The sequence below is a fragment of the Psychrobacter sp. PSi21 genome (genome assembly GCF_054960615.1).
In genome coordinates this window covers 443,136-468,820 of sequence record NZ_JBHNYR010000001.1, presented here as the reverse complement: position 1 = coordinate 468,820, position 25,685 = coordinate 443,136, and the positions used below count along the sequence as shown (strand labels likewise).

Annotated in this window: 22 protein-coding genes and 1 riboswitch; of the genes, 16 read left to right on the top strand and 6 right to left on the bottom strand. The window is 47.4% G+C overall.

What is annotated here, in order from left to right:
- The first annotated feature begins 266 nt into the window (after positions 1-266).
- On the top strand, positions 267-1,586 hold the full coding sequence (locus ACFI32_RS02025; protein WP_462624815.1) for a metallophosphoesterase family protein: 1,320 nt from the start codon (positions 267-269) through the stop codon (positions 1,584-1,586).
- A gap of 67 nt (positions 1,587-1,653) precedes the next feature.
- Here the strand turns inward: ACFI32_RS02025 and thiC are convergent, their stop codons facing one another.
- Complete coding sequence (gene thiC / locus ACFI32_RS02020; protein WP_462624814.1) at positions 1,654-3,729, bottom strand: phosphomethylpyrimidine synthase ThiC; 2,076 nt, start codon at positions 3,727-3,729, stop codon at positions 1,654-1,656.
- A gap of 247 nt (positions 3,730-3,976) precedes the next feature.
- Positions 3,977-4,112, bottom strand: a riboswitch (TPP riboswitch).
- Between the two features lie 327 nt (positions 4,113-4,439).
- On the opposite strand from thiC, the gene pstS reads away from it, so the two are divergent.
- From pstS to phoU, 5 genes are all read left to right on the top strand, one after another.
- Positions 4,440-5,594, top strand: coding sequence for a phosphate ABC transporter substrate-binding protein PstS (pstS, locus tag ACFI32_RS02015; protein ID WP_462624813.1), 1,155 nt, complete (start codon positions 4,440-4,442; stop codon positions 5,592-5,594).
- Positions 5,595-5,715: 121 nt separating this feature from the next.
- Positions 5,716-6,672, top strand: a complete 957-nt coding sequence (pstC, locus tag ACFI32_RS02010) for a phosphate ABC transporter permease subunit PstC (RefSeq protein ID WP_462624812.1) — start codon at positions 5,716-5,718, stop codon at positions 6,670-6,672.
- Between the two features lie 113 nt (positions 6,673-6,785).
- On the top strand, positions 6,786-7,679 hold the full coding sequence (pstA, locus tag ACFI32_RS02005; RefSeq protein ID WP_462624811.1) for a phosphate ABC transporter permease PstA: 894 nt from the start codon (positions 6,786-6,788) through the stop codon (positions 7,677-7,679).
- 79 nt (positions 7,680-7,758) lie between these two features.
- The gene (gene pstB, locus ACFI32_RS02000; RefSeq protein WP_462624810.1) at positions 7,759-8,664 is read left to right on the top strand and encodes a phosphate ABC transporter ATP-binding protein PstB; all 906 of its coding nucleotides are present in this window, start codon (positions 7,759-7,761) and stop codon (positions 8,662-8,664) included.
- Positions 8,665-8,764: 100 nt separating this feature from the next.
- Positions 8,765-9,472, top strand: a complete 708-nt coding sequence (gene phoU, locus ACFI32_RS01995) for a phosphate signaling complex protein PhoU (RefSeq protein ID WP_462624809.1) — start codon at positions 8,765-8,767, stop codon at positions 9,470-9,472.
- 24 nt (positions 9,473-9,496) lie between these two features.
- On the opposite strand, the gene ACFI32_RS01990 is transcribed toward phoU, so the two are convergent.
- Entirely contained in the window at positions 9,497-9,787 is a 291-nt protein-coding gene (locus tag ACFI32_RS01990; protein ID WP_462624808.1) for an oxidative damage protection protein, read from the bottom strand.
- A gap of 195 nt (positions 9,788-9,982) precedes the next feature.
- Positions 9,983-11,356: an argininosuccinate lyase gene (gene argH, locus ACFI32_RS01985; RefSeq protein WP_462624835.1), complete on the bottom strand. Its 1,374-nt coding sequence runs from the start codon at positions 11,354-11,356 to the stop codon at positions 9,983-9,985.
- Between the two features lie 218 nt (positions 11,357-11,574).
- Between argH and ACFI32_RS01980 the strand changes: the two genes are divergently transcribed.
- The 6 genes from ACFI32_RS01980 to ACFI32_RS01955 all read left to right on the top strand — a co-directional run bounded on the left by ACFI32_RS01980 (position 11,575) and on the right by ACFI32_RS01955 (position 17,558).
- Positions 11,575-12,621, top strand: a complete 1,047-nt coding sequence (locus ACFI32_RS01980; protein ID WP_462624807.1) for a histidine kinase — start codon at positions 11,575-11,577, stop codon at positions 12,619-12,621.
- 498 nt (positions 12,622-13,119) lie between these two features.
- Positions 13,120-13,857 (top strand): LytR/AlgR family response regulator transcription factor, encoded by a 738-nt coding sequence (locus ACFI32_RS01975; protein WP_462624806.1) that lies wholly within the window; start codon positions 13,120-13,122, stop codon positions 13,855-13,857.
- Positions 13,858-14,028: 171 nt separating this feature from the next.
- Entirely contained in the window at positions 14,029-15,036 is a 1,008-nt protein-coding gene (gene hemC / locus ACFI32_RS01970; RefSeq protein WP_462624805.1) for a hydroxymethylbilane synthase, read from the top strand.
- The gene (locus ACFI32_RS01965; protein ID WP_462624804.1) at positions 15,036-15,935 is read left to right on the top strand and encodes a uroporphyrinogen-III synthase; all 900 of its coding nucleotides are present in this window, start codon (positions 15,036-15,038) and stop codon (positions 15,933-15,935) included. Before hemC ends, ACFI32_RS01965 begins: the two co-directional genes overlap by 1 nt.
- A 57-nt stretch (positions 15,936-15,992) precedes the next feature.
- On the top strand, positions 15,993-17,006 hold the full coding sequence (locus ACFI32_RS01960; RefSeq protein ID WP_462624803.1) for a hypothetical protein: 1,014 nt from the start codon (positions 15,993-15,995) through the stop codon (positions 17,004-17,006).
- A gap of 60 nt (positions 17,007-17,066) precedes the next feature.
- A complete protein-coding gene (locus ACFI32_RS01955) occupies positions 17,067-17,558 on the top strand; it encodes an acyl-CoA thioesterase (RefSeq protein ID WP_462624802.1) in 492 nt (163 codons plus the stop codon).
- Between the two features lie 164 nt (positions 17,559-17,722).
- On the opposite strand, the gene ribB is transcribed toward ACFI32_RS01955, so the two are convergent.
- Complete coding sequence (gene ribB / locus ACFI32_RS01950) at positions 17,723-18,835, bottom strand: 3,4-dihydroxy-2-butanone-4-phosphate synthase (protein WP_462624801.1); 1,113 nt, start codon at positions 18,833-18,835, stop codon at positions 17,723-17,725.
- Between the two features lie 246 nt (positions 18,836-19,081).
- Positions 19,082-20,371: a replication-associated recombination protein A gene (locus ACFI32_RS01945; protein ID WP_462624800.1), complete on the bottom strand. Its 1,290-nt coding sequence runs from the start codon at positions 20,369-20,371 to the stop codon at positions 19,082-19,084.
- 241 nt (positions 20,372-20,612) lie between these two features.
- Here ACFI32_RS01945 and ACFI32_RS01940 point away from each other — a divergent pair, with 241 nt between their 5' ends.
- Positions 20,613-21,074, top strand: a complete 462-nt coding sequence (locus tag ACFI32_RS01940; RefSeq protein ID WP_462624834.1) for a type IV secretion protein Rhs — start codon at positions 20,613-20,615, stop codon at positions 21,072-21,074.
- A 259-nt stretch (positions 21,075-21,333) separates the two neighbouring features.
- Positions 21,334-22,311, top strand: a complete 978-nt coding sequence (locus ACFI32_RS01935; RefSeq protein WP_462624833.1) for a hypothetical protein — start codon at positions 21,334-21,336, stop codon at positions 22,309-22,311.
- Between the two features lie 79 nt (positions 22,312-22,390).
- Here ACFI32_RS01935 and gltA read toward each other — a convergent pair whose 3' ends face one another.
- Positions 22,391-23,671, bottom strand: coding sequence for a citrate synthase (gltA, locus tag ACFI32_RS01930; RefSeq protein ID WP_462624799.1), 1,281 nt, complete (start codon positions 23,669-23,671; stop codon positions 22,391-22,393).
- Between the two features lie 976 nt (positions 23,672-24,647).
- Here gltA and sdhC point away from each other — a divergent pair.
- On the top strand, positions 24,648-25,037 hold the full coding sequence (gene sdhC, locus ACFI32_RS01925; protein WP_462624798.1) for a succinate dehydrogenase, cytochrome b556 subunit: 390 nt from the start codon (positions 24,648-24,650) through the stop codon (positions 25,035-25,037).
- A 20-nt stretch (positions 25,038-25,057) separates the two neighbouring features.
- A complete protein-coding gene (sdhD, locus tag ACFI32_RS01920) occupies positions 25,058-25,444 on the top strand; it encodes a succinate dehydrogenase, hydrophobic membrane anchor protein (RefSeq protein ID WP_462624832.1) in 387 nt (128 codons plus the stop codon).
- Positions 25,445-25,685 lie beyond the last annotated feature (241 nt).

Genomic DNA, 25,685 nt, shown 5'->3' with positions numbered 1-25,685 from the left:
GATAAACCAGAAATAAAAAGCCCGAACATAATAGCTAGGTTTGGGCTTTTTTGCTGTCAGTGCCAAAAGTTTACACCTCTTTATACAACTGACTTCTCTAGTCCTTCTCAATATTGTCTGTTTAACTCAAATATGCGATTGTATTTATTAGTTTTTTTATTAATTGTATTGATTATGTATTATTTATCGATTATATTTATCCAAAATAAGTTTACCTTTAAATGGCCTTCGAAGTCATTTATTAACAATTTGAATGGATAAATACGATGAGTATACGTTACCTAAGTTTGGCTTTGGCTTCTATGTTGACACTTACTGGTTGTGGTGGTGGTTCAGACTCAGACAGTGGCAGCGCTTCCAATACGCCAACTGCACCTGCCACTGACCCAAAAGATAATAATACACAAACTCCAGATTATACGTTTTCTAACGAAATGGCGGCTGATGAAGGGGAAGATATTAGCCAGTATATTCATGCCCCTGCTAAATGGGATAGTAAAACTGGAACAATGCAAAAGGTATTGCCGATTTATGGAACTCATCTTGGTAATGTGCATTACTCTGATAATGTTGAAGCAACCAAAGTTTTTTATCCTGAAAGTCAAAGCTATATAACAGCGAATAAAGGTAATCTTGCAAGTATGGCTTCTTTTGAAGATTTGCTTGAGGATAAAAATCCACGTTTCCCTGATAATTTTAAGATGTTATCTGGAGATTTTATAGATACTGATAGTTATAGCTATAAACAATACACAGGAAAACGTGAAGCTGATTTTTTCAAATATACCTGTTACCGAGCTTTGACTTTAGGCAAACAAGAGTTGTCTATGAAAGATGAAGATTTTTCAAATTTTGTTACTTATCTCAATGACAATCCATTTTGTCGAGATAAGGTAGAAGTATTAGCAGCTAATTTATCAGAAGATAAGATGAGTACTTTAAGTGCTTTAGGGGTGGCAGTTAAGCCTTACTTGACTCAAGAAATATCATGGGGCAAAACTATGGCTTGGGTTGGTGTGGCTTACAACCCTGATGTGTTAGCGACTACTAATGCTATACAACAAATAATTGATGAACTATCTCTAAAAGGTATTCATCATATTGGTCTATTGAGTGCAATGGGTACGGCTAATGATAAGGTCATGTTAAATTCTTTGACCGAAGTAGATGCAGTATTAGGTAATGTAGACTCTTCAATTAATGAGACTGATTTTTTAGAACTTAAAATGGATCTGAGAGGAAGGCTAAGCGATTATAAACTTGAATTGATGAACAGAAATGGTCAAAAGGTATGTATGAGTTATAACAGTAGTAAAATACTTACCTCAAGTAACTATGACTTCGAGACTAACATCGAAGGAGAAGTAACAGAGTGTGATAACTCAATGTATATTTACATTGATAAACCTGATGTTCAATATAATGATGAAGTTTACTCTTACTCAGAGTTTTACGGTTATGTAAGTAATTTAAATAGTGACTTAGATGATCTTAGTTATGAAGATAAATTTTATATTGTATCAAGTGAAGAAACTAAATTTAATGAAGAAATTCGACAACTTGAGCAAAAATACCTATTGAATTAGCTTTAAGTATAAAAGAGCCCGAACCTAGCTATTAGGTTCGGGCTTTTTTGCTGCCAACGCTAAAAACTTACACCTCTTTATACAACTGACGTCCTTCCTTGTTATATTTCTCCATCATCTCAGCCATCCCTTGACGGACTTCCTCAGCACTGGCCTCTCCGACTTGTCCGACCAGCTCTGTATCGACTTTTTTGATCAAATGATCCGCGTCGGTTAAGTCGCCTGATTGCGGCGTGACTTTTTTATTAGCGCTATTTTTATCGAGCCCTGCTGCATACTCACGCACGTTTTGAGTGATTTTCATTGAGCAAAACTTCGGCCCACACATGGAGCAGAAATGCGCCGATTTATGCGCGTCTTTAGGTAGCGTTTCGTCATGATATTCGCGCGCGGTATCAGGGTCGAGTGCTAGATTAAACTGATCGTCCCAGCGGAACTCAAAGCGCGCTTTGGATAGGGCATTGTCACGCGCCTGTGCACCCGGATGGCCTTTGGCGAGATCAGCGGCGTGCGCGGCGATTTTATAAGTGATGATGCCGTCTTTGACATCTTTTTTATTTGGCAGGCCCAAGTGCTCTTTTGGCGTCACATAGCACAGCATCGCGGTGCCAAACCAGCCAATCATCGCCGCCCCAATGGCGCTAGTAATATGATCATAGCCCGGTGCAATATCGGTGGTTAATGGCCCCAAGGTATAAAACGGCGCATCTGCACACAGCTCAAGTTGCAAATCCATATTTTCTTTAATGCGGTTCATCGCCACATGGCCTGGGCCTTCGATCATCACCTGTACGTCGTGTTTCCACGCCACTTGGGTCAGCTCGCCCAAGGTTTTTAGCTCACCGAACTGCGCCTCATCATTGGCATCTTGTAAGCAGCCGGGACGCAGGCCATCACCCAAGCTGAATGCCACATCGTACTGCTTCATAATCTCGCAAATGTCTTCAAAATGCGTGTATAAAAAGCTCTCTTTATGATGCGCCAGACACCACTGCGCCATGATAGAACCGCCACGCGAGACGATACCCGTTAGGCGTTTGGCGGTGAGCGGTACATAGCGCAGCAGGACACCCGCGTGAATAGTAAAGTAATCCACACCTTGCTCGGCTTGCTCAATCAAAGTGTCGCGAAAGATTTCCCACGTCAGATCCTCAGCGACGCCATCGACTTTTTCCAGTGCTTGATAAATCGGCACGGTACCGATGGGCACAGGTGAGTTGCGGATTAACCATTCACGGGTTTCATGAATATGGTTGCCCGTGGACAAATCCATAATGGTATCGCCGCCCCAACGCGTCGCCCACGTCATTTTGGACACTTCTTCATCAATAGAAGAGCCTAATGCCGAGTTACCGATATTGGCGTTGATTTTTACCAAGAAGTTACGACCGATGATCATCGGCTCAGACTCAGGGTGGTTGATATTATTGGGGATGATGGCGCGTCCAGCCGCCACTTCATCACGGACAAACTCAGGGGTGATGGTCGTAGGCGTGTTGGCCCCAAAGCTCTCGCCATCGTGTTGGCGCATATCGGTCAGCTCATGCTGTTTTTGCGTCTCACGAATGGCGATATATTCCATCTCAGGGGTGATGATGCCGCGGCGCGCGTAATGCATCTGTGTGACATTCTGTCCTGCTTTGGCACGGCGTGGTTTGTCGATGTGGGCAAATCTAAGGTTGGCAGTAGTGATATCGCGGGCGCGTGCTTGCCCGTATGAGCTGGATAGACCGCTTAGCTGCTCGGTGTCGCCGCGCTCAGCGATCCAGTTTTCACGCAGTTTGGGTAGACCGCGAGTCAGATCAATCTCGACATTGGGATCGGTATAGACGCCTGAGGTGTCATAAACATAAAACGGCGGGTTGTGCTCGCCATCTTTATCGCCTGTACCACCAACGGGGGTATCAGACAGGCTGATTTCGCGCATGGGTACTTGGATATCAGGTCTTGAGCCTTCGATATAGACTTTCTTTGAGGCGGGTAGGATGCGGTGCAAATCGCGTGCGTCTTCTTCAAAGCGCGCATCACTGGCAGCGCGGTGGGCAGGCGTTTTTAGTGCATCGGCTTTTTTGTCTGTTTTGCTGTCTGTTGGCTCAGCTGGGATATGGGTGGTAGCAGTATTGATCGCGTTTGACGTGCTCATATGATGTCCTAGCGTGTTGGTCTTGTGGTAAGGCAACACCGCCAGTATCTGCGGGGGTAGGCATTCATCATTCAGACAAATTTATATGATGAGTACCTAACAGCGACTAAAAAATATCGTCGCGGCTGGTGGTCATAACATAGGGGACGCCGCTTTTTATTCTCTTTTCTTATCTCGTCATGCATCACGCATATCAAGACAATAATGATGATAAAAAGGTATTTCTACGCATCCGTTGTCATCAATAACAAAGTGCTTAAGACTTCCCTGCGTCGGTACTAACCGCATCAGGTTCGGCGGGTGAAATCTCAGCGAATGTAGTATTGACTGTGCTGCTATTGCTAGCAGATCAGCTGTGCTACACCGCACCCCGAGTCTGTCAGTGTTGTGAATCATCTTCATACTAACAAACTTCTATCACTGCCGCCAATCTTATTTGACGGCCAGTTGTGATGACCCTGCCGCGTGTTTTGCCACATCAAGCGCGACGCTTTAAGCGATTATAAAAAATATCAATAGATGTCCTTTTTTGGTCAGGATGCGCGTAATCAGAACGGTGCATGCTATTTAAGATTTTGATTTTAAAAATGTTTTTAATAACGATGCTGTGTCACTCGCTGTCATCAAACTGTCATCAAAGCTTGGCAAAATACATCGCATATCACAGGCAATACATTTTTTGTGCAGTTGTTAAACTTTAGGAGTTTTACATGCGTTATTCGTTATTAGCAGTGGCCGTCAGTGGTGCATTAATGCTCACGGCATGTAATAAATCAACCGATACAGCAGAGCCCGCGACGGATAGTAGCGCAGCAACTGCCACCGCAAATAGCACTGAAAGCACCGCCACAACCGCCGCTGCTGTAGACAGCGACAAAGTCTCAATGAGCATTACAGGCGCTGGCGCTTCTTTCCCGCAGCCTATCTATGCTAAGTGGTCAGCTGACTACAATGCAGCGACCAGCGGTCAGGTGAACTATCAGTCAATCGGTTCATCAGGTGGTATCAAGCAAATCACCGCAGGTACGGTTGACTTTGGTGCCTCTGATGCGCCAATGACGCCAGAAGAGCTAAATGCTGAAGGCCTTATCCAATTCCCAACGGTTATCGGCGGCGTGGTACCCGTGGTGAACATTGAAGGTATTGAGCCTGGCGCGTTAAAACTGGACGGTAAAGTATTGGCCGATATCTATTTGGGCAACATCAGCAAATGGAATGACCCTGCTATCGCGGCAATGAACCCTGATTTGACACTACCAGACAGCCCAATCACCACCGTATTCCGCTCAGATGGTTCAGGTACGACCTTTAACTTCACCGATTATTTAGCCAAAGTATCACCAGAATGGCAAAGCGATGTCGGCGTTGACAAAACGGTCAAATGGCCAACCTCAGATCGCGGCGCGGCAGGTAAAGGCAACGAAGGCGTGGCCAGCTATGTCAACCGTATGCAAAACTCTATTGGCTATGTCGAATACGCGTATGCCAAACAAAACAATATGTCACATGTGGCGCTACAAAATGCCGCAGGCAACATCGTACAGCCATCTATCGACAGCTTCGCCGCGGCAGGTGATATTGATTGGTCACAGCAAAAAGGCTTTTATAAAGTCATTACCAACTCAGAAACCGATCAAGCATGGCCGATCGCTGCTGCAACCTTTATTTTGGTACACAAGCAACCACAAGATCCAAAACAAGTGGCTGGCGTGCTGAACTTCTTTAACTGGGCGTATGATCAAGGCGACGCGGCAGCGACCGATCTTGACTATGTACCATTCTCTGATAAAGCAGTTGCTTTGTTCAAAGACAGCTGGAAGCAAGTGGTGGATAAAGACGGCAATCCAGTCTATACCCCACAATAATCAGCTGGTGTGACCGACGTTTGTGGTTTTGCTAACGGGCAAGCTGCAAGCGTCGTTTAGTCGTTTTTATCAAAATCGTTTGTATTAAACGGTGCTTATCAACGCAATTATTGAGGTAGATATGGCAGAGCTTGACCTACAAACACAACTGTCCAAACAAAAACGCTGGGATGCGGTGTTTGTAAATACGACCAAGGCAGCCGCAATTTTTGTGTTGCTCAGCTTAGGCGCGATTTTGCTGTCACTGATCGTTGGTGCATGGCCAAGTATGCAGGCGTTTGGTTTTGACTTTTATACCAGCAATAATTGGGACCCAGTGGCGGGTGAGTACGGGGCGCTGGCACCAATTTACGGTACGGTCGTCACCTCCATTATGGCCATTGTCATCGCTGTACCGATCAGTTTTGGTATCGCGATTTTTTTGACTGAGCTGTGCCCTGTATTTTTAAAAAAGCCACTGGGTATTGCCATTGAGTTGTTAGCAGGTATTCCCTCTATCATTTATGGTATGTGGGGTTTGTTCGTGTTTGCGCCATTTTTTGGTAACAACATCCAACCATGGCTGACCGAAAACTTGGGCGGCTTGCCCATTATCGGCCAGTTGTTTGTGGGTGCGCCTATGGGTATTGGTTTGTTTACCGCTTCTCTGGTGCTGGCGATTATGATTATCCCCTTTATCGCCGCTACCATGCGTGATGTATTTTCGGTAGTGCCTGCACTGCTCAAAGAGTCCGCTTATGGCATGGGGGCGACCACGTGGGAGGTGATGTTTAAAATCATCTTGCCATATACCAAAACGGGCGTGGTTGGTGGCGTGATCTTAGGGTTAGGCCGTGCGCTCGGCGAGACCATGGCAGTGACGTTCTTGATTGGTAACACCTTTAATATCAATCCAAGTATGTTCGCATCAGGCGTCTCGATCACCTCGGCACTGGCCAATGAGTTTGCCGAAGCCTCCGATCCGCTGCATTTGGCATCGCTACTTCACTTGGGCTTGATTCTATTTATGATTACCTTTGTGGTACTGAGTATCTCGCGGTTGATGCTGCGCGGTATGGATAAGCGAGCGGGTCATTAATAGTACGCCAAAGTTTTGTACCATCGATCTCAATAGATATGACGTTTGTGGCAGCTGAGTTTAATCATCATTTCTGCCGCCGCATCGATTAGTCAATCAAAAGGAATATTTGCATGTCCGCATTGACCGCTATTTCGCCACCATCAGTCGCACCTCGTGCCAAGATTGATCAAGGACTTTATCGCCGCCGTCGCCTATGGAACAAAATAGGCCTCGGTTTTGCGTCGTTTGCGATGGTCTTCGGTTTGTTTTGGCTGCTATGGATTTTGGTGACGCTCGGTATTGAAGGCATGAGCGGTTTGATCCAAATGCCAGTGTTTACCGCCGATACGCCGCCACCGCTGACCGATGGCGGTTTGCGTAATACCATTGTAGGCTCATTGATGATTGCCAGTACGGGTCTATTTATTGGCGCGCCGATTGGCATGCTGGCAGGTATTTATTTGGCAGAGTTTTCAAACGGCAATTGGCTCGGACAGGTGATTCGTTTTTTAAACGACATCTTATTGTCAGCGCCCTCTATTGTGATCGGTCTGTTTATTTATGCACTGCTGGTAAAAAACTACAGCTTCTCAGGCTGGGCAGGCGCTTGTGCGCTGGCGCTGATCGTGATCCCTGTGGTGGTGCGTACCACAGAGAGCATGTTATTACTGGTGCCCAATACCTTGCGCGAAGCAGCGTATGCGCTTGGCACGCCAAAGTGGAAACTGGTACTTGGCGTGACCGTCAAGGCGGCGCGTGCTGGTTTGACCACAGGTGTCTTGCTGGCCTTTGCCCGTATCACGGGTGAGACAGCGCCGCTACTGTTCACCGCGCTGAACAACCAATACTTTAGCTTAGACATGAGCAAGGCGATGGGTAACATGCCCAACACGATTTATCAGTTTGCCATGAGTCCCTACGAAAATTGGCACGCGCTGGCATGGGCGGCAGCGTTACTCATTACCTTTACTGTGCTTTCTTTGAATGTGACGGCACGTTATATCGGCTCAAAAGAGCACGGCTGATATTCAGCTTGGCGCATAAACATACCGCGCCGCCTTTTTTGCCCCTTCATTTATGCTCAATTAAATAATGGATACGATCATGACAGATATCGCGACACGACCAACAAAGAAAGCCTCATCAACTCAGGCCCTCAGAGAAAACACCAGCCAAACGCCAGTAGCCGTGCCCACGCCAGCTACTGCCACAGATAGCCATAACGCCAGCGCATCGGCAAACACAGAAGCGCTGCCTGCTGCAAAAATGCAAATCCGTGATCTTAACTTTTATTATGGTGATTTTCGTGCCTTAAAAGACGTGTCTATCGACATCCCAGACAAGCAAGTGACTGCTTTTATTGGTCCTTCTGGCTGCGGTAAGTCAACGCTACTGCGTACCTTTAATCGCATGTACGATCTGTACCCAAACATGCGTGCACAAGGACAAATCTTGTTGGACGGCCATGACATTTTGGCCAAATCTATGGATGTCAATTTGCTGCGTGCCCGCGTCGGCATGGTGTTTCAAAAACCAACGCCGTTCCCGATGTCAATCTTTGATAACGTGGCCTTTGGCGTGCGTCTGTACGAAAAAATGTCCAAAGCTGACTTGGCAGAGCGCGTAGAATGGGCACTAAAAAAAGCAGCGCTGTGGGATGAAGTCAAAGACAAGCTCAACGCCTCAGGCCTATCCCTCTCTGGTGGTCAGCAGCAGCGTTTGTGTATCGCGCGCGGCGTGGCGACCAAGCCTGAAGTCTTACTGCTTGATGAGCCGACCTCAGCACTTGATCCCATCTCAACAGGCGCGATTGAGGACTTGATCGAAGACTTAAAGCAAGATTATACCATCGCCATCGTGACCCATAACATGCAGCAAGCGGCGCGTATCTCTGACTATACCGCGTATATGTATTTGGGCGATATGGTTGAGATTGGCAAAACCGATCAGGTCTTTACCAATCCACTTCAAAAGGCCACCGAAGACTATATCACAGGTCGCTATGGCTAATTGGGTACGCTTTTTTATCCAATATCGGTTATCAACTGCTGATTCAATGAGCTTGTTTCTTACCCATCAGGTTACTTGAGTATTTCGTATGCCCAGTCAAATGTCACACACGTCAAAAAGTTTTGATCAGGATTTAAAAGAAACCACCAGCCTATTTTTAGAGATGGGCGCGTTGGCAGGCGACCAGGTGGCCCATGCCATGCGCGCTCTGATCGAAGGCGATATGCATATGGCGCAGCAAGTGGTGGAAAAAGACAGTACAGTCAATCAGTTGGAAGTTCAGATCGATGAGCGCATTTTATTGTTGATGGCTAAGCGCCAACCTGCAGCGCGTGATTTGCGCTATGTGATGGCAGTCAGTAAAGGCGTGGTCGATATCGAGCGTATTGGTGATGAAGCGGCAAAAATTGCCCATATGGCGCAGCAGTTTGTGGTTGATGGTAGCAGCTCTTATTGCTATCACGAAGTACAGCATTTGAGCAATCAGGTACGGCTGATGCTACATACTGCGCTGGCCGCTTTTGAGCACCTACAAGTGCAGCAAGCGTTTGATGTGATGCGTAGTGATGGTAGTGTGGACTTTGAATATCAGTCCGCCGTGCGCGCGCTGATGACTTATGTGATGGAGGATGCCCGTCAAGTCACGCAAGTGATGAATCTGATGTGGGTACTACGCGCGCTTGAGCGCATTGGCGATCATGCCCGTAATATTGCTGAGCTGGTGATCTATGTCAGTAGTGGCACAGATGTACGCCATAGTGATTTTGACACGGTGCAACAAGCGATTGATGCCAGCAACAACCCATAGCGTACAGCAGCACTTTTATCTTACCTATTTTTCTGGCGTCCAGCCCTGCGGACGCTCATAGTCTTCGTTATCCAAAAACTTATCACGCTGCTCGGTCAAAAATTTCTTGGCTTCAGGATCCATCATGCTCAGATGGTTTTCATTGATGAGCATGGTTTGATGCTCAAGCCATTCTTTCCATGCCTTATCAGATACCGTTTCTTGTAGCACTTGTCCATTTTTATTGGGAAAAGGGGGATAGGACATTTTTGGCAGCTGCTGTTTGTACTTGCGGCAAAATACCGTGTTCGCTTGCGGGTCAAAGGTCTCAGCCATGAGTATTCTCCTCATTAATTATTGATTTGTAGTTATGTGTATTATCAGAGTGATGCCAAAAGACAGTAGCAGACGTGCATTACCCATTATCGTTTACTTTACCTGATTATAGATATAAAAACACCCGCAATATGGCGGGTGTTTTTAGGTGATACGTTGCAGAATATGAATAGCGCTGGTGAGCGTGGTTTCGCATTAAGCAAAGGCAGTTAAGCGGCTACGACCACGGCTGACCGCTTGTAGTACTTGATTGGGTGCAGTGCCACCTAAGTGATCGCGTGCGGCCAGTGAGCCCTCTAGGGTTAGGTAGTCAAAGACATCCTCACCGATAGCGTCGCTAAATTGCTGCAACTGCGCCAATGACAAGTCACTGAGGTCAACGCCTTCGGCAATACCAAGCGCAACCGCATTGCCCACCACTTCGTGCGCGTCGCGGAATGCCACGCCTTGACGCACCAAATAATCTGCCAAATCAGTAGCCGTAGCGTAGCCTTTCATGGTCGCTTCGCGCATGCTGTCTTTGTTGGGGACAATATTCGGCAACATATCAGCAAAGGCGAGTAGCGAACCTGTGAGCGTATCAACACAGTCAAACAACGGCTCTTTGTCTTCTTGGTTGTCTTTGTTATAAGCCAAAGGCTGGCTTTTCATCAGGCTAAGTAAGGTCATCAGCTGGCCAAAGACGCGAGCCGCTTTACCACGTACCAATTCAGGCACATCTGGGTTTTTCTTTTGCGGCATGATCGATGAACCTGTGCAGAAGCGATCTGGTATCTGCACAAAGTTAAACTGCGCGGACATCCACAGAATAATCTCTTCGCTCATGCGTGATAGGTGCATCATTAAAATCGAGGCAGCTGAGGTGAATTCAATCGCAAAGTCGCGATCTGAGACTGCATCGAGCGAGTTTTGGCAGATGCCCTCAAAGCCAAGCAGGTCAGCAGTGATGGTGCGGTCGATAGGAAATGTGGTTCCGGCAAGGGCAGCGCTACCCAGTGGCATCTGATTGATACGGCGACGGGCATCGACCAAACGCTCAGTATCACGGTACAGCATCTCAAACCATGCCATCACATGATGACCAAAGCTGACGGGTTGCGCGGTTTGCAAATGGGTGAAGCCGGGCATAATGGTGTCGGTATGCTGCTCTGCTAGATCTAACAACCCACTTTGCAAGCGCACCAAAAGCGCGATGATATTGTCGGTTTCGCCGCGCAGCCATAAACGAATATCGGTTGCGACCTGATCGTTACGACTGCGACCTGTATGCAGCTTTTTGCCCACTGCACCGATCATATCAGTCAGACGTGATTCGACGTTCATATGGACGTCTTCTAGGGTAATCGACCAGTTAAATTCGCCAGCTTCAATCTCACGCAAGACATCTTCTAAGCCTTGAATAATGGTGGTCACTTCCTCTGCGTTTAGGATACCGCATTCTTTAAGCATCGTTGCGTGGGCGATTGAGCCTTGGATGTCATGGCGGGCAAAGCGCTGGTCAAAACCGACAGAAGCGGTGAATGCCGCCACAAAACTGTCTGTGGCTTCACTAAAACGTCCCCCCCACATTTGCTGTCCCTGACTGCTGGTAGCACTGTTTGGTGTACCACTATTGGTTGCTGAGACATTCATGCTAGAATCAGAACTTAGTGAAGTTTCATTTTGATTGGGATTACTCGAATTTGAAGAATTGGCGTTCATATTGGTCTAAGACAAGTCAAGAGAATAAGAGCTCAAGTATAGCAAATGATGAGGTTGCCTTACTAGCTGAGCGCTTAGAGTTTTTCATGCCAAGACTGCTGCAAATGATAGGTCTTGGTCAGTGGTTACTGTACTTGTTCTTTTGGTCACTATTTGTGACCGTTATTGACCGCCATGATTTGGTGTCGTGGTCGCATTTTTTGGTGCGGTTTGTTGCCCGTTTTGCGCAAAACATCATGACTGTGATTCCTGCACTGTATTTGGTTGACTATCTGCGTCCAACTTTCAAACACCTCAATCCCATTAATGCCGCTATCCGTGTGGTGCTTTTGCTTACCACCAGTGCCGCCATATCGGTTACTATTGTGATGCTGGTGATGATCAATTCTGGCTGGTTTGAATACGACCGCAAAGCCTTTATCATCAATCTATTATTAATGATGGTGATCACAGGCGGTTTTACCTTTGTGTTCTTACTCTATTTTATGCGTCGTCATCGGGAAATGATGGCACTCAAACGTTCTTTTGAACAAAAATTGGTGGCACAAAATGACATCATTAAAGCCCGTATGGCCCCGCACTTTTTCTTTAATACCATTAATAGCTTGAGCTCATTAATCGAATCAGATCCACCGCGCGCCGCGCAACTGCTTCAGCACGTCTCAGTATTATTTCGTGCCAGTTTTAGCGGCATTCATGAGATCAGCTTTGAAGAGGAAGTGGCGCTGTGTGAACACTATCTGGCGATTGAGTCCAGTCGTTTAGCGGATAAGCTGCATGTCACGTGGCAGTTGCCAGATGATGACATAATGTATGACATGGTCATCACCGCCCTGACCCTACAAGGGGTGCTCGAAAAAATGCTACTCAATGTGGTTGAGATGACCACAGAAACCATCAACATTGATATCAACACGGTATGGCACCATCACCGCGTCACCATTACGGTGACGGTATCGCTACCCAACAAAACGTTTTTAGTGCTGCACGACCTGCGCCAGCATATTGAGTTCCGTATTCAAGCGGAGCGTTTGAGGGCGTACTTTGGTGACAGCTCAGACATTCAAAGCACCGTGACTGACAAACAGGTAGTAACAGTGATTGAGTATCCACTACAGGATGTGGGATTGTAACAGACTCTATGATGCGTGCAGATACAGTCGTCAGAGAGTAGGTGGTTACCTAGGGCATGTCCCTAATTCAATCGTTTATCATCATTTTTAAAATAGGGACACGCCCTAGTAAGTAACGCTAAGAGGTCGTTTGAATAGAGGCAAACACTGGCAATATTTCCATAGTAGTTTATAACTTATGCTATGATTGCTAGCATATTTTCTCTTTTGTTTTCATTCTATTAAGTCTATTGTGCTTGACACTAGGTCAAGCATTGGCATGTTAATTGCATGGCTATTAATATTGACCCTCCTTTCTTTACATAGGTTACCTATGACTGTATTACGGATACAATGTAGAGACAGTAGTCCTTAAAAGCGCGTCTGAAAATCTTGTAAGATAAATGCTGCACTGTTAACAATTAAAGTATACAAACAGCAGTTATCATCGATAAGAGCCATTTAGGCTCATCAAAAGTCACCGAAGTCTATTCGGTAAGCTGTTATAAAGGAGTTTACATGCGGATTGTAGTTTGTGATGATGAGCCACTCGCACGTGAGCGCTTGGTTAGAATAGTACAAGAGTCAGGCCATGAAGTGGTGGCACAAGCAACCACAGGATCAGAAGCGGTGTCTGCGGTTAAAGCGCAACAACCTGATGTGATTTTGCTGGACATTCGTATGCCAGAGATGGATGGCGTGCGCTGTGCCCAAGCGTTAAATGAGCTTGATCATCCGCCAGCGATCATCTTTGTAACGGCCTATGATCACTACGCTATTGCTGCCTTTAAGTCTAATGCGATTGGCTATTTGCTTAAACCTGCCAATAAAGATGAGCTACTTGAAGCGCTTAAAAAGGCCAAAAACCTAAACGCAGCGCAGCTGAACGAAATTCGCAAGCTCGAAGATCCGACGTCGCGTCCTGTACGTGAGCATATCGCTGCTCGTACCCACCGCGGTGTTGAACTGATCAATTTAAAAGACATTTACTATTTCACCGCCGATCAAAAATACGTCAAAGTACGTCATAAAGACGGCGTGGTACTCATTGACGATACACTTAAAGAATTGGAGCATGAGTTTGGTGAGCGCTTATTTCGGGTGCATCGTAACGCCATTATCAATCTGAGCTATTTAGATTATCTGGAGACAATTGACTCTGGACAATACCAAGTGCGCTTTAAAGGCGTGGATGAAACGCTGGCGGTCAGTCGCCGCCACTTGCCTGCACTACGCGACAAAATCCAAAATATGTAACCGCTTGTTTCGTAGATGTGTTATGTCTTAGATGTGGTTATTTTCAGTCATTCGTAATGCCCCAAGATATTCTTAGAAACCACAAGCCACCATACCATCACACCCTTATTTATGCTTAAATAGGGGTGTTTTTTTGCGCCATTGTTTGCATTTATTTTACTGAGGTCACTTATGAGTACCACGTTGTCATCCACTGTTGATACGCTCACTATTGCCACGCGTCAAAGCCCGCTAGCATTATGGCAAGCTGAGCATATCCGTGATCGCCTACTGGCCTTGCATCCAGCACTTAACATTGAGTTACTAAAAATTGTCACTAAGGGTGACAAAATTTTGGATACGCCATTGGCAAAGATTGGCGGTAAAGGTTTGTTTGTCAAAGAGTTAGAGCAAGCGATGTACGAGGGACAAGCTGATATTGCGGTGCATTCATTAAAAGATGTGCCAATGCAATTGCCTGAAGGGTTGATGTTGGGGGCTTATTGTCAGCGCGCTGCTCCGACCGACGCTTTTGTCTCCAATACGTATCAGAGTTTGGATGAGCTGCCAGAAGGCGCGGTAGTGGGCACCTCAAGCTTGCGCCGTCAGTGCCAAATCAAGGCCCATCGCCCTGATTTACAAATCAAGACCCTACGCGGTAATGTCGGTACGCGTTTGGGCAAACTTGACGCAGGTGACTATGACGCGATCATCTTGGCTACTAGCGGGCTACAGCGTATCCATTTGGACGAGCGCATTCGCGGTGAGCTCGATATTGATGTGTGTTTGCCTGCCGTAGGCCAAGGCGCACTGGCAATCGAATGCCGTGCCGGTGACGATGATGTGTTGGCACTGCTCGCGCCGCTCAACGATGAACAGGCACGTATTCGCCTGATCGCTGAGCGCGCGCTCAACCGTCATCTAGAAGGCGGCTGCCAAGTACCGATTGCCGCGTATGCGGTGCTACAAGGCGCTGACATCACAGATGAGCACAATGATGATGCAGGCAATACGTTATGGCTACGCGGCCGCGTGGGTCAAGCCGATGGTAGCGTGCTGCTTAAAGCGCAAGCGCGCACCAAGCTGTCGGGCAGTCAAGCTGAGCGCGAAGCGCAGGCCAATGATTTGGGCATCGCTGTGGCAAAACAACTGCTCGATGATGGTGCAGGCGATATTTTAGCAGCCATTTATCAGCCTTAATGACCACTATTCAAGCAAGTAAAAAGCCGCTGGTCATCAATACGCGCCCCAGTGAACGTGCGGCACCACTGACTGAGCACTTGATGGCGTCAGGGTTTGCGGTGACTGAGATGCCCATGCTGGCGCTTGCGCCGTGCGCGGTATCTGCATCTGACCTACAGATCATGCGGCGCTGGCTTGAGGGCGATTATCAAGCGCTGGTCGTCATCAGTCCAACGGCAGCCGCCTCAGGGTTGTCGCTGGTGATGGCCGCTGACCGATTGGGTGTAGACGCTGCCACTGATGACCCAGCCTCATCTACACCAATGATCGCTGTGGGAACAGCGACTGCTGCCGCACTTGGCACCTATTGCAGTGATATCAAAGCACCGCAGATCAGTAATAATGAAGGGCTGCTGGCAATGCCTGAAATTGCCGCATTACAGGCAGGCGATCGAGTACTGATTTGGCGGGGTTCTGGCGGACGGCGCTTGTTGGTTGATGCGCTGATTGCACGCGGCGTACAGGTGGACAGTATTGCTTGGTATGAGCGCGTGTTGCCGCCACTGGCTCACGCATGTTATCAAAAATGGCAGCAGCAACGACTGGCAATACGTCAACCTGCTGATCCGTGCCAATCTATCGCCAATCCTCCAAAACCAGTTGTCATTATCAGCAGTGGCACCGCTTTTGAGCACTGGGTATCAGTGGTGAGGCACTCAGTAGCCATGCTCACTGATACGCTGAGCAGTCCATCGGGTATCATGATGCTTTCTGATTTTGACTATGTGGTGTTGGGCGCGCGGCTGGAAAAAATGGTCGCCGCGCAGCAATTGTCTTATTGGCGGGTTGAAGACTTGGCACCTGAAACGATTGTGAAAGCGGTGTGCGGCGGCTCTAAGATCACAATTGCCAGCTAGAGACACTACTGATCTTTTTTATCTGCGTATTCACTTACTTAAGCAGGGTACTGCCTTATGCCAACCGACTCAAATACGCCATCCCAAACCCCGTCTGCTGGTCAGCAGCGGCGGCAGGCGAGCAGACTGCTGCTGAATTTGCAGGGGCTGCTGACCTTAGTGTTGATCATCGCACTGGCTTGGCTGTATTTCAATCAGCAGCGCTTTGAGCAGCAGGTCAATGACCGCCTGCAAAGCAATGAACAGGTGATTACCCGCCTCAATGAAATGGATGATCGGCTGTTTGCTATCAGTCAACAAACGGCGCCGCCGCCTACTGCGGTGGTTGGTAGTCAAGCACAAAACCAGCTTGAGCTGCTACGGATTCAGATTCAAGCGGCTGACAGCTTACTCGCCGATGACGATGACCAAGCAGCCATTGATTTGCTGCGTGGTTTGCAGTGGCAGCTGTCGCAAAAAAGTAATGAGATCGCTCCTGCGCTGACCATCGTACTCAAACAGAGCCTGAGTAAAGACATTAAACGTTTGCAAGCGCAAAGCACGCAGCCCAGCCCATGGCAGTTACAAAATCTGGCCATTCAAAACATCCAAGCCTTTTTGCACAGCCATGAAAAAAACAGTAGCCACAACGTGCCAAGTAACGGCAACAATAAAGCGCTAGCGACTAAGATGCAGACCAACAACGCTGTGGCAATGACAAGGCAGCAGTTGATCATTCACGAAGCCATCATGACGCTCAATCTCGCCATGCAAGCGAGTAATATGCGTGAAAAAGACCAGCTGGTCAGCTATCTGGCACAGTCGCGCAATCAGTTGCAAACCCTAACGGCAACCACGACAAAAGCACCAACAGTGGATAACAGTCAGCAGCAGGGCAAAACTGCCATAATTGATCCTGATACAGATATGGAAGACAATGCTCCGAGCGATCAAACACCGGCCAATCTCGCTAATATGGACACGCCAAAGAGCCTATCAGAAATTCTCATATGGCTTGATCAATTGATCGACACCGTACCTACGCCGACACCTTTGCTCACCACTCAAATTTTGGATCAGCCTCAACCATAATGTTTGATGGGGTCATTGATGACCATGCCAACAGCCCGACAACGACCATAAAGGATATGTATGACTGACACGCCCAATAGCAGAGTCATTACCCCGACTTATAACGACACCGCCGCACCGCAAGCGCTGCAGCAGTATCCTGTTATCCATCCACAGCCGATCCATTGGGGAGAGATGGACGCCTTTAATCATTTCAATAACGTCGTTTATTATCGTTACGCCGAGTCGGCACGTATTGCTTATTTACAGGCGCTTGGCATGTTTGATGGCAACATGGTGACAGTACTGGCGCAGTCGAGCTGTCAGTATTTGCGCCCAGTGACCTATCCAGACACGTTGCTACTGGGTGTACGCTGTCAGCGTCTGGGTACGACCAGTATTGTCATGGAGTATACCTATTACAGCTGCGCACAGTCTGCGGTGGTGGCGACTGCTGAAGCGGTGGTGGTACGCTTGGACAGTCATGCGGCGCATAAGCTGGCATGGCGTGACGATGAGCGCACGCGCTTACTTGCTTTAGAGGCATCTGTGGGTCATACGCCTGAAGTTTAGCAATGAATATGAGGTACATGGTTTTGATAAACACAAGCATCACAGAACCACAATGAGCTGTGGCCGATCAGCTTGACGTTGATACCTTGTTGAATATATAAAAAAAGCACGCCAGTAGTCACTGACGTGCTTTTTTTAGGCTGTGTATTTAGCGGCTTAAATGATTAGTCTTGCTCAGGCGCAGGAACGAAGTCCACCACGTTCAGATCAAACCCTGATAATGAATAAAACTTCATTGGCGAAGACAGCAAGCGCATATCACGTACGCCAACATGACGCAAAATTTGCGCGCCAACCCCTACACTGCGATAAGGCTGCTGAGTGATGGTTGAGGTCGACTGGTTGTTGGCTGCTTGCTCAAGTGCTTGTCCCAGATCAACAGGTTGGTTGTCACCAATCCAAACCAACACACCACGCTCTGAGGCACTGATTTCTTTTAAGGCAGACTGTACATTCCAGCCACTGCGACCAGTGCTGTCGTTTTTGGCTGCAAACAAATCACGTAGGGGGTGGAAGCCATGTACGCGTACGGTACTGACGCCTGAGCTGACATCGCCTTTAACCAAAGCCAAATGCGTTTCATCAGCGCCAAACTCGCGGAAACGATGCAAGGTGAAGGTGCCAAAATCGGTTTCAAAAGGATGCGCATCGATCTCTTCTATCGTCTGCTCATTGGCAATACGGTAGTTGATCAAATCGGTAATGGTACCAATCTTGAGATCATGCTGCTTGGCAAAAATCTCTAAGTCATTGCGGCGGGCCATGGTGCCATCAGCGTTGATGATTTCAACCAGCACCGAAGCGGCCTCAAGGCCTGCCAGTCTGGCCAAATCACAGCCCGCTTCGGTGTGGCCTGCGCGGTGCAACACGCCGCCATTTTTGGCAACGATTGGGAAGATATGTCCAGGTTGTACCACATCTTGTGGTTTGGCTGCTGCCGCAACCGCCGCTTGAATGGTGCGTGCACGGTCTGCCGCCGAAATACCCGTGGTCACGCCTTCAGCCGCTTCGATAGAGACCGTAAAGTTGGTGCTGAATTTGGCTTCATTGCGATCTGACATCAGCGGCAAATCAAGCTGCTTGGCACGGGCTTCTGATAGGGTCAAACACACCAAACCACGAGCATGGGTGATCATAAAGTTAATATCATCAGGGCGCACGTGGGTGGCAGCCATGATCAGATCACCTTCGTTTTCGCGGTCTTCGTCATCCATTAAGATGACCATTTTACCTGCGCGAATGTCTTCGATAATCTCAGGAACCGTATTTAAACTCATAACACTCTCAGTAATTTATTATTTATCCATATATAGGGTACAGCGAATCATCGCTCTATTGTAGCAGCATTTCATCGTACAGATGAGACAAAGCGAGTATCCCATGAGCTGTATAATACAGCAGGGGATCGACTTATCTATGACTCATATTATTGTTACACTGCCATTTTAACGACTTTTTAGATCGTTTGCTGCGCCGTCGGTCAACCCCAGCGTCTAGTTGTGGTATTGAAAACGGCTTTGGCATCAGTGATTCTTCGGTAACTGCCGCTTAAGCCAATCCATAAATTGCTTGCTGTGCTGCTCGCGCTGATTGTCTGCAAAATGATAAAACTGAGTGTTGGTTAAATGCTCGGGCAAATAGTGCTGCGGGAAATAATGATTGCGGTAGCTGTGCGGATAGACATAGCCTTTGCCATATCCTTGATCGCGCATCGACTTGGTCACGCCATTACGTAGGTGCAGCGGTACAGGGGAATGGTCTTTTTCTGCTAATGCCATGGCCGCATTGATGGCTTGATAGGTGCTGTTACTCTTGGCACTGGTCGCCAGATAAACCACCACTTGTCCCAAAATAATGCGCGCCTCGGGCATACCAATGGCTTGTACGCTACGTAGTGCGGCATCCGCAAGCAAGAGCGCATTGGGATTGGCATTACCGATATCTTCGCTGGCCAATATCACCAGTCGCCGCGCAATAAAATCAGGTGGCTCACCGCCGACCAACATGCGAGCCATCCAATACAAAGCGGCATCAGGATCGGAGCCGCGCACTGATTTTATCAAGGCAGAGACGATATTATAATGCTGCTCCCCATCGCGATCATATTGGCTGAGTGCTGTTTGCGCCACGCTTGCAATCAGAGCATCATCAACAATAATGGTACCTTGCTTGGCCTCTGAGGTCTGTATGGCCAGCTCCAACAGATTCAGCGCTTTTCTGGCGTCACCATGAGCCAGCTCCGCAATCATCTTTTGCGCCCTCAAATCAATATCTAATGTTTTGAGTACCACGTCATGTAAAGTGGCGCGCTCAAGTAGGGTATAAACCTGCTGATTGCTCAGCGGTTCTAAGCGATAAGCCTGACAGCGAGAGAGCAGCGCATTATTGATGCTAAACGATGGGTTTTCTGTTGTCGCGCCGATCAGGGTGATATCACCAGCTTCGACCGCGCCCAGCAGGGCATCTTGCTGCGCTTTATTAAAGCGGTGAATTTCGTCAATGAAGACCACTGGGGCGGCGAGGCTGAGCATGTCTTTGCTCTCTAATACCTCGCGCAACTGCTTCACCCCCGTATTGATGGCCGAAAGGGAGTGAAATGGCCGATTGACTGCTTTTGCCAATAACATGGCAATGGTGGTTTTGCCAATACCAGCCTCGCCGTGCAATATGATTGATGGCAAATGGCCATGCTCCACCAGCCGCCGTAGCGGTGCGCCTTTGGCCAGCAAATGACGCTGACCAATAACTGCATCAAGCGTCGTTGGACGAATACGCTGCGCGAGTGGGGTGTCGTTATGAAAAGGGGCGGCCATAAAACGCTCAATACTACAGATAAAAGTGGTGTTAAGAAAAGTCGGCGAACTGTACAGGGTCTGTGTGATGGACTTTAATTCTATTCATTGCAACCTTATGTAGTCATCAATAACAATATAATCTTATCCCAGCCCAGCTTTTATAGTGGTGGCAGAAAATAGCAAACACAAGACAACTTTTATGAAAATATCCAAGCATACGCTGCGCACTATCGTAGCGCGCAGGTTAGGGCAGCTATCAATGTACCGTGCCAACCTGCACAAAAAGCTGCGTATGCCCATGCAGGCACGTTGTTTAACGCCTGCAGAAATACAGCTTGCTCGCTCAGTATTTGGTGACAGCATCATACTCAAAGAAGTGCGTCTCAAGACGGCAAGGTGGGTACTAAAAAATTATGCCGTCAGCCCTAATGGTAATATTTATTTTCACCCTGCCGATTGGATCACCGATTTTAGCAAGGCCTCATTGAACAAGCAAAGCTGGCTCATTCATGAGCTTACGCATGTCTGGCAGTTGCAACAGGGTCTTAAAGTTGTGCGCGGCGCCCTCATGAATCGTCGCTACGAGTATCAGTTGCAAGCTGGCAAGCCATTTTTCAGCTACGGTATCGAGCAGCAAGCTCGTATGGTACAAGATTATTTTGTACAAAGGCAGCGCGGTCAGGACTGTCAAGCGTTCGTTGCCTGTATTCCATTTTTATAGCCTTACACGTCGCCGCAAGGCCACCTTTACAGTTTGATATTCAACTGCTACCAAAGAGACGCGATGACGCAACAGCGCTTTTGTATAATAACGCGCTCTGTTCATCACCAAATAATCTACCAACCAGACAGTGAGATAACCAATGATCGCCATAGGCGCTATCAAGATGGGCCGTGTATATCTGTTATGACCGATACCGATATTCGCTTTGACACTTGCTTTAACCGACACTCGCTTTAATTATAGGAACTGTGCCGTGATGCTTTTTTCTTCAACGACTCAATCTGATCTCAATACCGCGCCTGCGGCGCATGTGATGCGATATAAACCGCGCCGTTCTGGTTTGAGGGCAGCGGCGTTATCTGGGGTATTGTCTGGGGCGCTGATACTGACAGGATGCGGGCCGCAGTCTGACTCAAATCCCAGCACCGACCAGACGCAAACCGACACTCAGCCAGCGCCCGATACCAGTAAGCCTATGGTACAAAGTGACTCGGCTGCAGCGCGTATTGAGCAATTTCAGCCGCGTTATGTGGCACAAATGCAGGCACTACAGCGCCGCCTGCAGGCAGAGTACGAATCACTACAAGCGGCAGACATGCCTGAAGCCGCCACGGCCTCGCTACTGACCAGTCCAGAGGCCGATAATGGCGCAAATACAAATCCAGACAGCAATGGCGTCGCCGTAGCGCCTACCATTCCAAGCTTGGCAGAAAATCAAGCCGCCAGCAATACAGAAGACAGCAACCCAGCAAGCGATAATCCAAGCAATAGCGAAGACGCAAGCAACATCAATACCAGCACCGCTATTGGTGAGCGCGACTTAGAAGTGCTGAAACGTATCAGTCTTGAGCCGCGTCCGCCTGAGATACGTACAGAAGCGCAAATCATCGAGCGTTATCAGCAAGCTATGCAGGCGCTCTATGCCCCTGATGACACGACGCTTAGCAGCGATGAAAAGGATATCTTACTCAATATTGCCACCTTATTACCAGCACTGTTTGAGCATGCTGAGATTGCCGACCGTGTGGTGGTCAAAAGCCCAGCACTGGCACGCTTGATTGTACAGCATCAAGTATGGGCGCAAATTGAAGCTCAGCAAGCGCTCGACATGCAAAAGATGAAACAAGCGCAGCAACAAGAATTTGAAGCATTGATGACCAAGTTTAACGACACTATCAAAGACTATGATGAGCAGATTGCCAAATACGAAGCCACACTCAAAGCGTTTGAATAAAAAAATCCCGCATGACGCGGGATTTTTTATAACAGCGGATGGTTGTCTTATGAACTCAGACAACCGCCTACTGAGTGTCTTACTTGCGGTCTTCGAGTGACACAAAGTCACGACGCGTCTCGCCAGTATATAGCTGACGTGGGCGGCCAATTTTGAACGGTGAGCTGTGCATCTCTAACCAATGGCTGATCCAGCCTGAGGTGCGAGCCAAAGCAAAGACAACGGTAAACATTGACGTTGGGATACCGATTGCTTTTAGGATAATACCTGAATAAAAATCAACGTTTGGATACAGGCTACGCTCGACAAAGTACGGGTCTTCTAGTGCGATTTGCTCAAGCTTCATGGCCAATTCAAGTTTTGGATCATTGATGCCCAGTGACTCTAGCACTTCATCACAAGTTTCTTTCATGACCTTAGCGCGGGGGTCAAAGTTTTTATAAACACGGTGACCAAAGCCCATCAGCTTCACTTCACGGCGTTTTACTTTTTCCATGAATTCAGGCACATTTTCAACGGTACCGATTTCATCAAGCATCTTGAGTACGGCCTCATTGGCACCGCCATGTGAAGGGCCCCATAGTGCGGCGATACCCGCAGCGATACAAGCATAAGGGTTAGCGCCTGTAGAGCCTGCCAAACGCACGGTAGACGTTGAGGCATTTTGCTCATGGTCAGCATGCAAGGTGAAGATTTTGTCCATCGCGCGAGTGATCACGTCATTCGGCTGGTAATTGACATCACCAGGCGTGGCAAACATCATATACAGGAAGTTTTCTGCATAGTTGAAGTCGTTACGCGGATACATGAATGGCTCGCCTTGCGAGTATTTATAACTCATTGCCGCAAGCGTTGGCATTTTTGCAATCAAGCGAATGGCTGTGATTTCGCGATGTAGCTCTTCGCTGACATCCAATCCTTCGTGATAAAAGGCAGACAGTGCACCGACCACACCGACCATAATAGCCATTGGATGCGCGTCACGGCGGAAGCCTTCAAAAAACTTACGCAATTGGTCATGAACGGCTGAATGCTCACGAATTTTAGTAAAAAAAGCGTCTTTTTGTTCAGCGTTTGGTAGATCACCATGCAACAAGGCGTAGCAGACTTCTAGATATTCTGCATTGTTGGCTAATTGATCGATAGGATAGCCGCGGTGTAATAGCTCGCCTTTACCACCATCAATAAAGGTAATTTTTGATTCAACAGGCGCGGTGACTTTAAAGCCTGGATCGTATGACCAGTGACCTGCATCTTGTAATGCGCCGATGTCAATTACAGGGCGGCCCAAAGTGCCTTTTGTAATAGGAAGTTGGTAGTCCTTACCCTCTATTGTTAGGGTTGCATTGTTGTCAGCCATGAAATTCCTCTCCATTGGTATGAGCTGGTTTAAATAAAAGTACTCATGGCGCATACCCTCGCGTCATGATATATCAAAAGAACAAACATAAATTTAACGGTTTTTAGAATCAGGCTATCTTACCAGCAATTTCACTGAATTTGAAAAGAGTTTGCCTGTAAGCCCTTGAATTGCCGTGGATTCAGGGGCTCTGCGAGCTGCATTATTTGTATCAAAATATGTCTATGCACATTTAAAGTGATGTTTAATGTATCAGTAATAAAAAAAAGGCACAGCGTACGCCGCTCTTCTTAGGACTCATTCATATAAACATTTATTGACAGGGAGCAGATAGCGCACGAACAAACAGCGGATAGCGTAGAGTCGCGCTATAGTAATTGGTAACATGCATTCAATACATCGGTGATTATATTGCGCTTTCTATAAAATATGTTGAAATTTAAATTATATTCATTATTTAGGGGATAAATTTGTAATTGCCTGCCAGTCATTTTATAATTGAGTCAATTTGACTGGTATTAGCTTCGCTATATTCGCGGTATGCTCATGCACACTAGCCAATTAAGCAAAGCATTGACTTCTATCTTGTTGCGTGTGAAGGGTTCAACTATAGGCTTATCAATCAATTATGGTTCTACCGCTTGGGTCACTTCTCATATCTTAAAAGTGACCATGATAATGATTTATGCAAAAAAGATGACGAAAAAAGGTTGTCTTTTTTGCGTTCATCCATGCATGAGAACCTGATAAATCCAGTATCAAACTGCCGATTTTTCAGTCAAGATTTGATTATGGCTTATACTCTTGCCATATTCAAAAAGAGTATAAGCCATAATCTGTCGCCCAGTATGAGCGTAAGCGTAGCAAAGTCAGCTAGCTCTTCCTTACTTTATTCGTCTCATGTGTTGTTACCGGCTTTGGGTATATTTCGCCCAAAAGTGGCTCTGACAGCTACAGGAGTATAACCGCAAAAAGGATGCCCGCTGTGAAAAGCAACCGACCTATTAATTTATCTATGAGCCAAGTGATTAGCGTCAACGCGCAGTCACCGATTGCGATTGCTTCTATTTTGCATCGTATCTCTGGCATTATTTTATTTTTACTTATCCCTGTCATGCTCTGGTTACTACAGACCTCGTTGGCCTCGCCTGAGAGCTTTGCTACCGTGTTTGACAATATCTTAGTACGCTTTTTGGCGTGGGTATTTGTCGCTGCCATTGCCTATCACTTCGTGATGGGTATGAAGCATTTATTTGCTGATATGGGAATGAACGAAGAGCTTAAATCTGGTCGCACAGCGGCCGTGGTGAGCTTTGTGATTGCAGCGATTTTAATTGTCGCGTCATTTGTATGGGTGATGTTCTAATGATTAAGAATGATTCGGGAATCAAAAGCGCCACTGGTCTCACAGGTTCAGGCTCACGCGACTGGATCGTCCAGCGTATCAGTGCTGTTGTATTGGCTGTTTATAGCGTTGTGATGTTGGGTTTCTTTTTAACCCACGGCAATGTCACGTTTATTGAATGGTCTCAGTTTATGAGCAGCTTGCCAATGCGTCTGTTCAGCTTGGTAGCGATTATTGCCCTAGCAGGTCATGCGTGGGTTGGTATGTGGACAGTGTTCACTGACTACATCACTACCAACAAAATGGGTGCCAAGGCATCTGGTCTGCGTTTGGTGTTGCAAGCGCTGATGATCATTGCCATTTTTGTCTATTTGTTCTGGGGCATCATGATTTTTTGGGGCAATGGCTTTAACGTCGTTGCTGTTTAATACTTTGGGCGTCGTCGCTCCAAGTGTTTTCTCCTTTAACGACCGACTAATGAGTGACGAGACGATAACGACGTCAAACGCTAGTGGGTCATCAGTCATATGAGCATCGGTTGCTCGTGCCAAAGACGTCATATCGGCCGTTTGTCGACGCAGATTAAGCATCTCAGCGCAGACCAGCAGCGTATGACAGTAGTCGGTGGGCACTGAGCCATGATGCATTATGCAAATTTTAGTAAGTGGT